Consider the following 13,530-nt stretch of genomic DNA (forward strand, 5'->3'; position numbering starts at 1 on the left):
TAATTTTTTCTCATCGTTCAAAGTAAATACTTTGCTTAGGTTAGCACCTTTGTATTTTATACTAGGTTGCTGGAGTTCATCGGGCCTTATCCCTCACTCACTCTTGATAAGTTTATTTTTATCTTTTATATTTTATTATATTAATTTTTTTTTGTCAATAAAATTAATCTTGTAATGATTGCACTGCTGTAATTAGGGCAAGTTTAATTACGTCTATTTCATCACAACCACGTGATAAATCATTTACAGGTGCATTAAGTCCTTGCAAGATTGGTCCAATAGCTTCAAATTGTCCAAGACGTTGTGCAATTTTATAGCCGATATTTCCAGCTTCTAAACTTGGGAAAACATAAACATTTGCGTCCCCTTGAATTTCTGAATCTGGGCATTTTAATTTTGCAACACCTGGTACAAAGGCAGCGTCAAATTGAATTTCTCCGACTACTGGTACTATTGGTGCTTTTTCTCTAAATAATTTTGTTGCTTCGGCTACTTTTTGGCTGTCTGGTGTTGACGCTGAACCTAGTGTAGAAAAACTTAGCATGGCTACTCTTGGTGTTACGTTAAAACTTTTTGCTGTTTTTGCACTTTCTACTGCAACTTCTGCTAGACCTTCTGCATCTAAAGTTGGGTTGATAGCACAGTCTGCAAATATAAATCTTGTTGCGTTACGGCTCATAATAAAGGCTCCTGAAGTACGTTTAACTCCTGGTTTTGTTTTTATTATTTGAAGAGCTGGACGAACAGTATCTCCTGTTGAATGTGTTGCTCCCGATACAAGACCAGCAACTTTTTTCATGTATACTAGCATTGTACCGAAGTAGTTTACATCTTTTAATAATTCTCTTGCTTGTTCTTCTGTTACTTTTCCTGCTCTGCGTTCTACAAAAGCTGCAAGCATTTCATCTATTTCGTCATAGTTAAGGTGATCAATAATTTCTAAACCACTTGTTTGTAAGAATAATGAATTACCTAATTCTTTTAGTTCCTCTGGTTTACCAAGAACAACTGGTTGAAGGTGAGTAGTAAGACTTAATCTTACCGCCGCTGAAAGAATACGTTTATCATTCCCTTCTGGAAAAACTATACGAACTTTTTTGCCTTCAAGTTTTTCCTGTATTTCTTCGAACAAATCTTTTCTTGCTGTTACCATTTTAAATAACTCCCTTTTTTAATTTTTTATTATATCTATTATGTGTTTTACGGCTGTTAAATCTATTGCATCGATTATGCGTCCGTTTCCTATCACACTATATCCTATTATAACACCTATATAAAGTATTGCAAAGCAAATTATTAAAAATTTTATAACTTTTAATACCTTAATAAAAAATTTATTTATTTCTTGTGTTTTCTTATGTAGTTCAGCCATTAAAACACTCCTATTCTTCTATGCGAACAATATCTGCTCCTAATTTCCTTAATTTATTTTCTATATCTACATAGCCCCTATCTATATGCTCTATATGAGATATTGTAGTTTGACCGTGAGATATAAGACCAGCAATTATAAGTGCTGCACCTGCTCTTAAGTCGGTAGCCTTAACATTTGTACCCTCTAGTTTTGTTAAACCTTCGATTAAGGCACTGCGTCCTTCTATACGAATTTTTGCATTCATTCTTCTTAGTTCTTCGACGTGCATAAATCTATTTTCAAAAATTGTTTCTGTGATTGTAGAAACTCCTTTGGCTAGTAAGCTTAATACCATGATAATAGATTGCATATCTGTTAAAAATCCTGGATGAGGTAGAGTTTTTACATCTATGGGTTTTAGATATTCTTTAGTATTACGAACACGCATTGCATTTTCTAAAACTTCTATTTCAATACCCATTTCTCGCATTTTTGCTACTAGGGCTACATTATCTTCATATCTTGCTCCCCTGACTAAGACATTACCTTTTGTTGCGGCGGTAGCTATCATGTAGGTAGCGGCTTCTACCCTGTCAGGCATTATTGTATGTTCTGCACCATGTAATTTTTCAACACCTTCTATTACTAAGCGTGGTGTATTTTCTCCACTAATTTTTGCTCCCATTTTTTTTAGAAAGGCTATCATATCCCCAATTTCTGGTTCTTGTGCGGCGTTTTCTAAAATTGTTGTTCCTTTTGCTAGGCAAGATGCCATGATAACATTTTGCGTTGCTCCGACACTGGGAAAGTCAAAGAAAATTGTTGTTCCATTAAGTCCATTTTCTGCTTTTAATTCTACATAACCAGCATCTTGGATAATTTCAGCACCAAGGCATTCAAAACCTTTTAAGTGTTGTTCTATGGGTCTACTCCCTATTGCACAACCACCAGGCATAGCAACTTTAGCAAATTTTTCTCTTGCTAATATGGGGGCTGCCACTAAAAATGAAGCTCGCATTTTACTGACAAATTCAAAAGATGCTTCTTGTTTCAAATTATTTCTTGCGTCTATTTCTAAAATTTTTGCTTGTGGGTCGTAAATAACCTTAACTCCAATAGAAGCTAAGAGATTACTTATTATTTTTAAATCTGAAAGATTTGGTACATTATAAAATTTACTTGTTCCTTCGGTAGCTAGCAAAGCTGAAGTTACGATAGGCAAAACTGCATTTTTTGCTCCTTCTATTTGTACCTCTCCCATTAAAGGTCTCCCACCTTTAACTACTATTTTATTCAAAATATTTCCTCCATTAACACAATATATCGAAATAATAATAACACATTTACAATAATAATACAAAATATTATTTTAAAATAAAAATTTCTAATCTATCTTCAAGAAAAATTAAAAAATTCTTTTTAATACTCTTAAAAATATTTTTATGCTAAAATTATTAATGCAAATAAAATTAACTATAATACTATAATATAGAAAGAGAGTGTTACTTTGAATTTTAAAGAAATAATAAAAGAACAGGATTTATTCGCTTTATTTAACGAAGCAACAATCGGAATTGAAAAAGAGGGGCAAAGAGTTCTCAAAAATGCAGAAATAGCAAAAACTCCTCACCCTAAAAATATAGGAAATAGACAAAATCACCCTTACATTCAAACAGATTTTGCAGAATCGCAGGTTGAATTAATAACATCTCCAGAAGAAAATAGCAGGGAAGTATATAGATATCTTAGTGCCATCCACGAAGTTTTATTGAGAAAATTGCCACAAGATGAATTTATATGGCCGCTTAGTATTCCGGCAATTCTTCCTAAAGAAGAAGATATACAGGTTGCTCAATTTGATAAAAAAGAAGATGTTGAATACCGTGAATATTTGGTTAGTGTTTATGGCAAATATATTCAAATGATTTCTGGTATTCATTATAATTTTGGTTTCTCCCAAGATTTTATAAATAGATTGGTAGAGATAACAAAATTAGAAGAAAATATTTTACGCAATAAGCTGTATATGAAATTAGCTAGACAATTTATTCGTTATCAGTGGCTACTAGTTTATTTTTACGGGGCTAGTCCCCTAGCACCAGATGAATTTTTTACAAAACTGAAAAATCCTAAAAAAATAGTTCGAAGTCTTAGAACGAGTAAATATGGTTATGTCAATGATGAAAGTATCAAAGTTTCTTTTGCTTCCATAGAAGAGTATGCAAAAACTTTAACTGGGTTTGTAGCTGAGGGTAAACTTATTGCAGAAAAAGAATTTTATTCGAGCGTTCGTTTTAGAGGAGCGAGTAAAGTTTTTGACTTGCAAAAAAAAGGAATCCAGTATTTAGAATTTAGGTTGTTTGATATTAATCCATTTGCTCCTTATGGTATTAAGGAAGAAGATATTCGTTTTATTCAATTATTTGCCATGCTCTTATTATGGTTAGATGAAGAAGATGAAAAAACTTCTGTCGAGATAGGAAAAAATTATAGTGAACAAATTGCCCTAGATAATCCACTTAAATCTCCTATATTTTTAAAAGAAGCTGAATATTTATTAAATAACTTGTTAGAAATAATAGAAAATGCAAACTTTAGTTTAGAAGATAAGAAATTAGTTGAAAATAAAATAAAAGAAATCTACAATGCTAAACTAACTGTTGGTGGTAAACTATGGCTTGAATATGAAAAAGTTGGGAGCATGGCAGACCTAGGAAGTAAGTTAGCCATAGAATATAAAAATCAAGCACTAGAAAAATATTATTCACTAACTGCCTTTTCTAATATGGAACTATCAACACAAGCCTTGATGAGTGATGCCATTGCACAAGGTATTAGCATAAAAATTCTCGATGAACAAGACCAATTTTTAAAACTTTCATACGGCAAGCACACTGAATATGTAAAAAATGGCAATATGACAAAATACGACACCTACATTTCTCCCTTAATTATGGAAAATAAGGTCGTTACAAAAAAAATATTGGCAGAAAATAATTTCAGAGTGCCAAAAAGTTATCAGTACAATAGTATCGACAAGGCAAAAAGCGAATTTGAAAAAATTAGGGGCAAGGCCATAGTCATAAAACCAAAAAGTACAAACTTTGGTCTGGGTATTACAATTTTTAAAAATGGAATTAATAATTTAGACGACTACGAAAAGGCTCTGTCAATCGCCTTGAAAGAAGACAAGGAAATAATGGTAGAAGAATTTATCGAGGGAACAGAATATAGATTTTTTGTTCTTGGCGATAAAACTCTAGCAGTCTTGCTAAGAGTACCTGCCAATGTTATTGGCAACGGCAAGTCGACAATAGCTGAATTAGTTGCTAAAAAAAATGAAAATTCTCTGCGTGGTGATGGGCTATCCTCTCCCCTGAAAAAAATTCAGTTGGGAGATATAGAATTATTACAGCTAAAAGAGCAAGGTTTAAATGCTACTAGTATCTTGGCTGAGGGGAAAATTGCCTATCTCCGTGCCAACTCTAATATTTCTACTGGTGGCGACTCTATCGATATGACAGACCGAGTAGATGAAAGTTATAAAAAATTAGCGGTGGAAATAACGCAAGCTATGGGGGCAAAAATTTGCGGTGTCGACCTAATTATAGAAGATATAGAAGCTGTTGCCACAAATAAAAATTACGGTGTTATTGAAGCCAACTTCAACCCCATGATGATGATGCATATTTTCCCAGCAGAGGGTAAAAGTCATAGGCTAACAGAAGAGGTTTTGAAAATCTTATTTCCTGAAAAATATTAAAAAACAAGATAGAAATTCTAGCTTGTTTTATTTTAAATTTTTAAATTTTTTTATTAAATTTATTGCTATAAGTTTGTAGTAAAATAAAATTCTTTATTTCTTTATATTTTCATTATATAATTTTTAAAAATATAACATTTTTAAAGGAGATTATAATGCATTACTTATATTTATTTATAGCAATTTTAATAGAACTTTTTGGTTCAAGTATGTTGAAATTATCAGAAGGCTTTACAAAACTTTATCCTGGACTTGCTTCTATAATTAGCTTTGCTATATGTTTTTACTTTTTAGCTCTATCTTTAAATAAAATAAATCTAGGAGTTGCCTATGCAACTTGGTAAGCTGTCGGCATAGTTTTCACTTCTATTATTTCTGTTTTAATTTTTAAAGAAAGTATTAATGTTCCTACTATACTAGGTATTATTCTAATTGTTGTCGGTGTGATTATCGTAAATTTATTTGGAAATGCTAGTCATTAATAAAAATATAATATTAAAAATTTTTACAAAAAAGGAGAATTATTATGAATTTTAGAACAGAAGACCAAGTTAGAGATGAAGCAAAAATTATATTGAGGTTCAATGAAAAAGAAAAAGATATAAAACAAGGCACTGGACAGATAACTACTTTTAATCAGTTAGGATTTAAGGGAATTAACGATAAGCCTGACGGTTGGTATTTGCCTAAAAATATAAATGAGGTAGCCATAATACTTGAAACAAAATCTGAAGATAAGGATATAGATAAAAAAGTTTTTATTGATGAATTACTAAAAAATATAGATATTATCTCAGGTAAATATAAAAAAACTATTGGTATATTATACAACGGAAAAGAAGTTTCGGTATTCAAAAATAGAGAAAAAATTGATTGTGCAGTAACTTTACAAGAGAAGCAATACTACATAAATTTATTCAAAGATAACTTTATTGATAAAAATAAAATTTATTCACTTACCCAAAAAATTAACGACCTTTTACACTTTAAATTTGGTATTAAAAATTTATATCATAGAATGATTTTCACAGCCGCTGCTTTAGTTGTAGAAAGATTTGGTGGTAATTTAGAAGCTATCAAAAATAATGGTTATGAACCCTTTAGAAATAAAATTTATGATACCTTAGCAAAATCTCTACGAGAACATAGGCAACAAAATTTGAAAATTGATATTCTACTAGACGTATATAGCGAAATTAAAATGAATATAGTTGAAAATCAAGATGATATAAATTCTTTTATAGACGCTATTATTGAAATATCTTCTTCCGTTAATTCTGATAATTGGAACGGCGAAGATGTTATGGGAATATTCTTCAATGAGTTTAATCGATATAAGAAAAAATCAGAAAGCGGACAAGTGTTTACTCCAGAACACATTACATCTTTTATGTACGATTTAATAGAAGTCAGTTACAATGACAGAGTTCTTGATGCAACTTGTGGTAGTGGTGCTTTTTTAGTAAAATCAATGGCTAATATGCTCCAAGAAGTCGGCGGTCTAAATACAAAAGAAGCAGAAGATATTAAACAAAATAAACTCTTCGGAATAGAATTTGATAGAGAAATATTTGCCCTAGCCTGTGCAAATATGCTAATACATAAAGATGGTAAAACTAATTTAGAACAATTAGATACAAGAGAAGAACAAGCTTGTAAATGGATAAAGTCAAAGAAGATAACAAAAGTTTTAATGAACCCTCCCTTTGAAAGAAAATATGGTTGTAAAAAAATAGTAGAAAATGTTTTAACCAATGTGCCAAGTGGCATTAAATGTGCATTTATTTTACCAGACAAAAAACTTGAAAAAGATAAAATGCAAGCTCTACTAAAAAAACATACACTAGATATGATTATTAAATTGCCTGAAAAACTATTTGATGGCGGCGTAACAACGAGTATTTTTGTATTTGAAACAGGTAAACCACAAGGTAATAAAAAGATTTTTGCTTGTTACATAGAAGATGACGGTTTAGAAAGAGTTAAAAATCAAGGTAGACACGATATAAAAAATAAATGGAATGATATTGAAAGCTACTGGCTAGATGTTGTAAGAACAAAAGTTGATACTAAGTACAATACACATCAATGGCTTGATGCTAGCGAAAATTTATCATACCAAAAACCACAAAAAGAATTTGAGATATTTGAAGAAGACTTTAAAAAGACGATTATTGACTATATAATGTTTGAAGAAAAAATTGACGTTAAAGAATTTAACGAAAAATTATTAAAAGAAGTTCTATATAAATCGGAATTAGTAGAAAACAAATTAATTTTAAATTTAGGTGAGAAAGATGAATAAATTAGATATAATTAAGTGGAAAGTCTTTGAAATGAGTGAATTATTTGATATTAATCCAACAAAATATCATAAACTTACTAATAAAGATTTAATGCAAGAAGATGGTAAAAATCCAGTTATTGTTAATTCTAGCTATAATAACGGTATAGGCGGATATACTAATTATGACATAACAGAGAAAGGAAATGTAATTACTTTTAGTGATACAACAACTTCTGATAGCATTTTCTACCAACCTAATGATTTTGTAGGGTATCCCCACGTTCAAGTCTTAAAACCAATAAAATATAAAGAGAAATGGAACAAAGATAGTTTAATATTTTTTACAGTTATATTTAAGAAAAAAGCATCATTAATGAATTACGATTATGTAAATAAATTTACAAGAACTGATGCACTAAAATTAAATATAAAACTACCTGTAAAATCTGACGGTAGCCCTGATTTTGAATATATGGAAAACTTTGTAAAAAGGCTTGAAACTAGAGAGAGAGAGAGTTCAAGCAATCTTTTACAGCATTTAGAAAATTCAAAAACAAATAGGGTTGATACAAGTAAGTGGAGGGAATTTATAATTGGAGATTTATTTGAAAAAATTGTAAAACCTAATGTACTTCATTCAAGAGAAGTTGTTGAAGATGAAGACGGTATACCTTATGTTGTAAGAACAAAGTTTAATAATGGTATAAAATATAGGGTTAAGAAAAGTAGATATATGAAGCCCAGCCCAAAAGGAGTTATTTCATTTGGTGCAGAAAATGCTTCTTTTTTCTATCAAAAAGAAAGTTTTGTATCAGGAAGAGATATTTATTATATAGATACTCAACATTTGAATGAAAAAGTTTGTTTATTTTTAGTTTCTTGTTTACAAACACTATCTAAAAAATATTCATATAGCAACGGTCTATTTCCTAACTTACTAAAAAAAGAAAAAATAAAATTGCCAGTTAAAACAGACAATACTCCTGATTGGGAGCAAATGGAAAATTACATTACAAAATTAAGTCTAAATATAATAAAAAAACTAGCATTTATAAAATAAAAACTACTAAGAATAAAATCTTAGTAGTTTTTTTATTTTAAAAAATAGTAATTATAGTAATATCAACACAAGTCAAATCAAAATAGAATAAAGTTTTATTTTTTGCTATAATAGAGAAAGTTACAACTAGGTTTAAATTCCTAAATACAATAACTATGGAGGGACAAGTAAAATGATAAAATTAATAGCAACCGACATGGACGGAACATTTCTTAATAGCGAACATAAGATTACAAAAGAAAATTTAGAAGCGGTAGAATATGCTAGAAAAAATGGCGTAGAATTTTTAGTAGTAACCGGTCGTGCCTATTACGAAGCCTTAGAAGTAATTACAGAAGCAAATTTTAAAACCGAAATATTAACCCTAAACGGAGCTGTAAATTATGACACTAGTGGTGAAATTACAAAAATTTTTCCCTTGGATACTAAGGATATTAAGTTTATTATTAATGAATTAAAAAATATTGGTATCACTTGTAAAATTTATACAAAAAACTGCCTATACACAGACAGTATTCAAGAATATATTCAAGCCTTTATTGATTTGGTAAAAGGACAAGGTTTTGAACCAGATGTTGAAGGCCTTACTAAGGAAGTTTTAAGAAGAAAAGACAAGGGGCATATAGTCGAAGTTGCTAATGTCGAAGACTATATTAATCTTGCTGACAATCCAACAATAAAAATAATTGTTCTTCATCAAGATAGAAAAAAATTAGAAGAAGCTAAAAACTTACTAGAAAAAAATACTAATATCGAAATTACTTCTTCAGGTTACAACAATTTAGAAATTATTAGTAAAGAGGCGTCAAAGGGAAATGCCCTGATAGATATTTGCAAGAAAAAGAATATAGACCTAGAAAATGTTATGAGCCTAGGAGATAATCTCAACGATATTTCCATGTTAGAAATTTCAAAATATAGTGTTGCCATGAAAAATGCCACTCCTAAAGTTAAAGAAAAGTCAAAATACATTACAGAATTTGATAACAATAATTCTGGTGTCGGACGTATGATAAAAAAATTATTGAAAGAAGTAAATGGTATCTAAAATGGAAATAAATAAAATTCTTATAAACAAGGCAATTGAAGCGACAAACTTTGCCTACGTTCCCTACTCTAAATTTCGAGTTGGTGCTGCCCTACTTGCAAAAAATGGTAAGATATACACAGGTTGCAACATAGAAAATGCCAGCTACACACCCACCAACTGTGCAGAGCGTACAGCAATATTTAAGGCAGTAAGTGAGGGCGTTAGAGACTTTGAAAAAATAGCCGTAGTCGGAGGCCCAGACGGAAATTTATTAGAAACTTGTTCGCCGTGCGGTGTGTGTAGGCAAGTTATTGCAGAATTTGCCGATGAAAATTTTAAAATTATTCTAGGAAATTCGCATGATAATTTTAAGGTCTATAATTTTTTCGAGGAAGTTTTACCCCTTAGCTTTTCAAAAAAAGATTTGGAAAAATAAAATTTATTAGAATCTTGTTCACCGTGTGGTGTGTGTAGGCAAGTTATTGCAGAATTTGCCGATGAAAATTTTAAAATTATTCTAGGAAATTCGCATGATAATTTTAAGGTCTATAACTTTTTCGAGGAAGTTTTACCCCTTAGCTTTTCAAAAAAAGATTTGGAAAAATAAAATTTATTAGAATCTTGTTCACCGTGTGGTGTGTGTAGGCAAGTTATTGCAGAATTTGCCGATGAAAATTTTAAAATTATTCTAGGAAATTCGCATGATAATTTTAAGGTCTATAACTTTTTCGAGGAAGTTTTACCCCTTAGCTTTTCAAAAAAGGATTTAGAAAAATAAAATTTGTTAGAAACTTGTTCACCATGTGGTGTGCGAAAAATATTAAAAAAACAACAAAGTCATATTCTAAAATGAGAATTAATAGCTAGAGAATTGAAAATCATAAAAGAATAAATAAAAAATACAAAAACTTATTAAAAAATATTGACAATTAGTTTTTTATAAAATATAATTTAAAAAATAAACAAGGTGAGGTGATTAAAACTAATTTTAGCTATTATAAATATTTAAAGTATTAATTATATATTAAATAATTAGGAGTAAATAAAAATGGAAAATCAAGATACAGTGTTAAATTCTGAAAAAGAAGTTGTTTTTTCTGTAGATTCATCTGTTATTGAAATTGAATCATTACCAGAAGTAAAAGTTACAGTAAAATGGTAAAATCAGGACTTGGATTTATTCCGAGTCCTTTATTATAATATAGGAAATTTTATATATGAGATTTATTCTTAAAAGAAATATGATAATTATAAAAATAAAAATAGATGAAATATATTATAAGTTTTTAGTTGATACAGGTTCTGAAAGAAGTTTTATAGTGAGAAATACAAACAAAATATTTTAGAAAAAATAAAAGTTAAAGGAATTGGAGAAGAAGAATTTTTAAAAAATAAATACATATTTCCAAAAATAAATATAGATAATACAATTATTCATAAGGTAGAGATTTTAGAGAAAAAAAGAAATAGTTTATTTTTATATTTAGGAATAGATGGAATATTAGGTTGGGACATATTAAAAAAACTAGATTTGCTTATTGACATGAAAATAAAATATTCAGCCTTGTAACAGAAACTACTCAAAATAAGAAAATAGGAACGCCTATCATATCAGACAAGCAATTAGTAATAGAAATGAAATATAAGAATGATTTGCATAGTGCTTTGATAGATTTAGGAGCTACTGAATCATTTGTAACTCAAGAAGTTTTCAACAACTATGATGTTATTTGGGAAAGAAATATTGTTCTAGGAATAAACGGTATTAAATTGATTAAAGTAGCAACAATTAAAAATATTATTTTAAACATTGCTGGAATAGAATATAAATCTAGGAAACTTTTAATTAAATCAGAAAATTTTAACTGGAAATTTAAATTAGGGATGGATTTTTTTGAAAATAGAAAAATTTTCCTGAGAAATTCAATGAAGGAGATGGTTATATTTGAATAAAAATTATTTAAAAGAGCTATTGTTGATTGGAAATGGATTAGGTCAAATTGGAAGTAGTGTCTTATCTTTTGCATTAGGTTTATATATTTTTAAAGTACTTAATTCAGTATTTTTATATAGTTTATCACAAATTATCGCTCCCTTAGTAGCCCTATTATTGCTTCCTATTCTTGGTAGTATTGTTGATAAATTTAATAGGAATAAAATTATAAAGTTTTCTCAATTTGCAAGTTGTATAGCATTAGTATTATTTTATTTACTGAATGGAGAAAATGAGGTAAATTTTGCTAATATAGTCGTGTTGCTGATTATTTTGAAGATTTCGGATCAGTTTCTATCAACTACACTTACTGCATCAACGAGTAGTCTAATAAATGAAAAAAATATACAATCATTTCGTTCCCATCTACAATTGATTCAAGCAGCAAGTATGATTTTATCTCCAATTATAGCAGTTTTTATATATGATAAATTATCTATTGCTGGAGCAGTTATAATATCAGCTGTTATAGAATTTTTTGTTTTAATTATTTTTTGGAATATAGACTTTAAATATAATAAAATAAAAAATAGTACTAATAATTCACTATTATTCATGTTTAAAGAAGGAATGAAATTTATTTTTAGCTATAAAAAAATAATATTTGGAATGTTATTTGTTTTAGTAGTAAATTTTATAGTTGGTGTAATAAATATAGGTCTGCCATATTTGCAAATACAGGTATTAAAATTTTCAAATACTGCTTATGCAATAAATGATAGTATTTTTGCAATTGGTCTTATATTAGGAGCATTAATTACAACAACAATAAATACCAGCACAAAGTTAAGATTTGCTAGATATTCTATTATTCTTATGGGGATAGTAACACTTATTTTAAGTGGTCTTTTAGGATTAGATTTTTCTAATAATACATGGTATTTTGTAATAGCTATTTATTCAATGTCTATAGCACTTTTTATGACTATAGGAAATATATTGTTATCAAGCTGGTCTATGATTAAAATTCCTAAAGAATTCCAAGGAAGAGTATTTGCTATATTAAATACCGTTACCCAAATAACAATTCCTCTAAGTATACTAATATATGGATACATGTTTGCTAGGCTAGATGCAGGGATAATATTTTTTGTTTCAGCTGGCATGTTATTGATAGTGTCTATACCTATTCCCGGGATATTTAAAATAAATCTAGCCAATGATGAATTGGAGTGATTATTTATGAAAGTTAGTATGGTAAAAGAAATTTTAGAAATTACCAGTGAAGAATTAGAATATTTTTATAATATTATAAATGATAGTTTGAATTTTTCACTTGGGAGAAGTTTAGTATTTTTGGAAGATACAAGAAAGTTACACTCCCTGTCGATTTATTCTTTATATCCATTAATGTTTAGGGAAAAATTTAATTTATCAAATAAACAGTTGGAAGAATTGATTGTATTTTCTCATAATCATTTTACATCATTATTTTTATTAGATAAAATTTATGATTCGCAGAAAATTGACGAACCTCTAGAATTATTACTTTTATTAGAACAATATTCAATAAATATGAAGTATTTGAGTAATTTTCCAGAAGATGTATATATTATAGAAAATGTTGCTAAAACATTGACAAGTTTGTTTAATGAAAAATACTCTTATGAATATAATAAAATTCTAAATTTGCAAGAAGAAGAAAAATATGTGCATAGTAAATATTCATTTGCAAAAATTGCTTTGTACCTATATCATAAAATATCAAAAGAATATATGAGTGAAGAAATAATCAATGAATTGTATGAATCACACGACAAGTTTGCATATGGAAGGCAGATTTTAGATGATCTTGAGGATTTCATAGATGATTATAAAGCTAAACAATTTAATATTTACGTAAATAGATATTATATTGAATATGGAGAAGAAACTATACCAAAATATGATAAAAAGTTATTTCTTAATTTGATTTTAGAAGCAAAAAAATACTTTATAGAAGCTAAAGAAATATTATCACAAGAATGTATATATTGGCAGAAATATATACATTTTTATATAAAGAATTGTGATAGATACATATTAGACAAATAAATTAATTGG

12 protein-coding genes, 1 pseudogene and 1 riboswitch are annotated in these 13,530 nt (G+C 28.7%); of the genes and pseudogenes, 10 read left to right on the forward strand and 3 right to left on the reverse strand.

Going from position 1 to position 13,530, the window contains the following annotated elements; genetic code table 11:
• Positions 1-7: 7 nt before the first annotated feature.
• Positions 8-113, reverse strand: a riboswitch (SAM riboswitch).
• A 50-nt stretch (positions 114-163) separates the two neighbouring features.
• From pta to murA, 3 genes are read right to left on the reverse strand one after another with little or no spacing between them, the layout of a single operon-like run.
• A complete protein-coding gene (gene pta, locus KMP11_RS04630; protein ID WP_216279574.1) occupies positions 164-1,153 on the reverse strand; it encodes a phosphate acetyltransferase in 990 nt (329 codons plus the stop codon).
• A gap of 18 nt (positions 1,154-1,171) precedes the next feature.
• Positions 1,172-1,372, reverse strand: coding sequence for a DNA-directed RNA polymerase subunit beta (locus tag KMP11_RS04635; RefSeq protein ID WP_215756293.1), 201 nt, complete (start codon positions 1,370-1,372; stop codon positions 1,172-1,174).
• 10 nt (positions 1,373-1,382) lie between these two features.
• Entirely contained in the window at positions 1,383-2,651 is a 1,269-nt protein-coding gene (gene murA / locus KMP11_RS04640) for a UDP-N-acetylglucosamine 1-carboxyvinyltransferase (protein ID WP_215756292.1), read from the reverse strand.
• 210 nt (positions 2,652-2,861) lie between these two features.
• Between murA and gshAB the strand changes: the two genes are divergently transcribed.
• The 10 genes and pseudogenes from gshAB to KMP11_RS04685 all read left to right on the forward strand — a co-directional run bounded on the left by gshAB (position 2,862) and on the right by KMP11_RS04685 (position 13,521).
• On the forward strand, positions 2,862-5,117 hold the full coding sequence (gene gshAB / locus KMP11_RS04645; protein WP_216279575.1) for a bifunctional glutamate--cysteine ligase GshA/glutathione synthetase GshB: 2,256 nt from the start codon (positions 2,862-2,864) through the stop codon (positions 5,115-5,117).
• A 155-nt stretch (positions 5,118-5,272) separates the two neighbouring features.
• Positions 5,273-5,599: pseudogene (locus KMP11_RS04650) on the forward strand (multidrug efflux SMR transporter).
• Positions 5,600-5,643: 44 nt separating this feature from the next.
• The gene (locus KMP11_RS04655; RefSeq protein WP_216279576.1) at positions 5,644-7,422 is read left to right on the forward strand and encodes an HsdM family class I SAM-dependent methyltransferase; all 1,779 of its coding nucleotides are present in this window, start codon (positions 5,644-5,646) and stop codon (positions 7,420-7,422) included.
• Entirely contained in the window at positions 7,415-8,464 is a 1,050-nt protein-coding gene (locus KMP11_RS04660; protein WP_216279577.1) for a restriction endonuclease subunit S, read from the forward strand. Before KMP11_RS04655 ends, KMP11_RS04660 begins: the two co-directional genes overlap by 8 nt.
• A gap of 172 nt (positions 8,465-8,636) precedes the next feature.
• Positions 8,637-9,512 (forward strand): Cof-type HAD-IIB family hydrolase, encoded by an 876-nt coding sequence (locus KMP11_RS04665; protein WP_216279578.1) that lies wholly within the window; start codon positions 8,637-8,639, stop codon positions 9,510-9,512.
• The gene (locus KMP11_RS04670) at positions 9,502-9,930 is read left to right on the forward strand and encodes a cytidine deaminase (protein WP_253195939.1); all 429 of its coding nucleotides are present in this window, start codon (positions 9,502-9,504) and stop codon (positions 9,928-9,930) included. Before KMP11_RS04665 ends, KMP11_RS04670 begins: the two co-directional genes overlap by 11 nt.
• Positions 9,931-10,711: 781 nt before the next feature.
• Positions 10,712-10,840 (forward strand): hypothetical protein, encoded by a 129-nt coding sequence (locus KMP11_RS07845; protein ID WP_256444855.1) that lies wholly within the window; start codon positions 10,712-10,714, stop codon positions 10,838-10,840.
• A gap of 289 nt (positions 10,841-11,129) precedes the next feature.
• Positions 11,130-11,447: a pepsin/retropepsin-like aspartic protease family protein gene (locus KMP11_RS04675; RefSeq protein WP_216279579.1), complete on the forward strand. Its 318-nt coding sequence runs from the start codon at positions 11,130-11,132 to the stop codon at positions 11,445-11,447.
• Complete coding sequence (locus KMP11_RS04680; protein WP_216279580.1) at positions 11,440-12,663, forward strand: MFS transporter; 1,224 nt, start codon at positions 11,440-11,442, stop codon at positions 12,661-12,663. The genes KMP11_RS04675 and KMP11_RS04680 overlap by 8 nt, the downstream gene beginning before the upstream one ends.
• A 6-nt stretch (positions 12,664-12,669) precedes the next feature.
• Positions 12,670-13,521 (forward strand): hypothetical protein, encoded by an 852-nt coding sequence (locus KMP11_RS04685; protein ID WP_216279581.1) that lies wholly within the window; start codon positions 12,670-12,672, stop codon positions 13,519-13,521.
• Positions 13,522-13,530 lie beyond the last annotated feature (9 nt).

The organism is Gemella sp. zg-570 (assembly GCF_018866345.1).
Lineage (GTDB): Bacteria > Bacillota > Bacilli > Staphylococcales > Gemellaceae > Gemelliphila.

What these genes read in the sequence shown, in the direction of transcription:
- pta (WP_216279574.1), bottom strand. Translation starts at nt 1,153, where the DNA reads ATGGTAACAGCAAGAAAAGATTTGTTCGAAGAAATACAGGAAAAACTT.
- KMP11_RS04635 (WP_215756293.1), bottom strand. Translation starts at nt 1,372, where the DNA reads ATGGCTGAACTACATAAGAAAACACAAGAAATAAATAAATTTTTTATT.
- KMP11_RS04655 (WP_216279576.1), top strand. Translation starts at nt 5,644, where the DNA reads ATGAATTTTAGAACAGAAGACCAAGTTAGAGATGAAGCAAAAATTATA.
- KMP11_RS04660 (WP_216279577.1), top strand. Translation starts at nt 7,415, where the DNA reads ATGAATAAATTAGATATAATTAAGTGGAAAGTCTTTGAAATGAGTGAA.
- KMP11_RS04665 (WP_216279578.1), top strand. Translation starts at nt 8,637, where the DNA reads ATGATAAAATTAATAGCAACCGACATGGACGGAACATTTCTTAATAGC.
- KMP11_RS04670 (WP_253195939.1), top strand. Translation starts at nt 9,502, where the DNA reads ATGGTATCTAAAATGGAAATAAATAAAATTCTTATAAACAAGGCAATT.
- KMP11_RS07845 (WP_256444855.1), top strand. Translation starts at nt 10,712, where the DNA reads ATGAGATTTATTCTTAAAAGAAATATGATAATTATAAAAATAAAAATA.
- KMP11_RS04675 (WP_216279579.1), top strand. Translation starts at nt 11,130, where the DNA reads ATGAAATATAAGAATGATTTGCATAGTGCTTTGATAGATTTAGGAGCT.
- KMP11_RS04685 (WP_216279581.1), top strand. Translation starts at nt 12,670, where the DNA reads ATGAAAGTTAGTATGGTAAAAGAAATTTTAGAAATTACCAGTGAAGAA.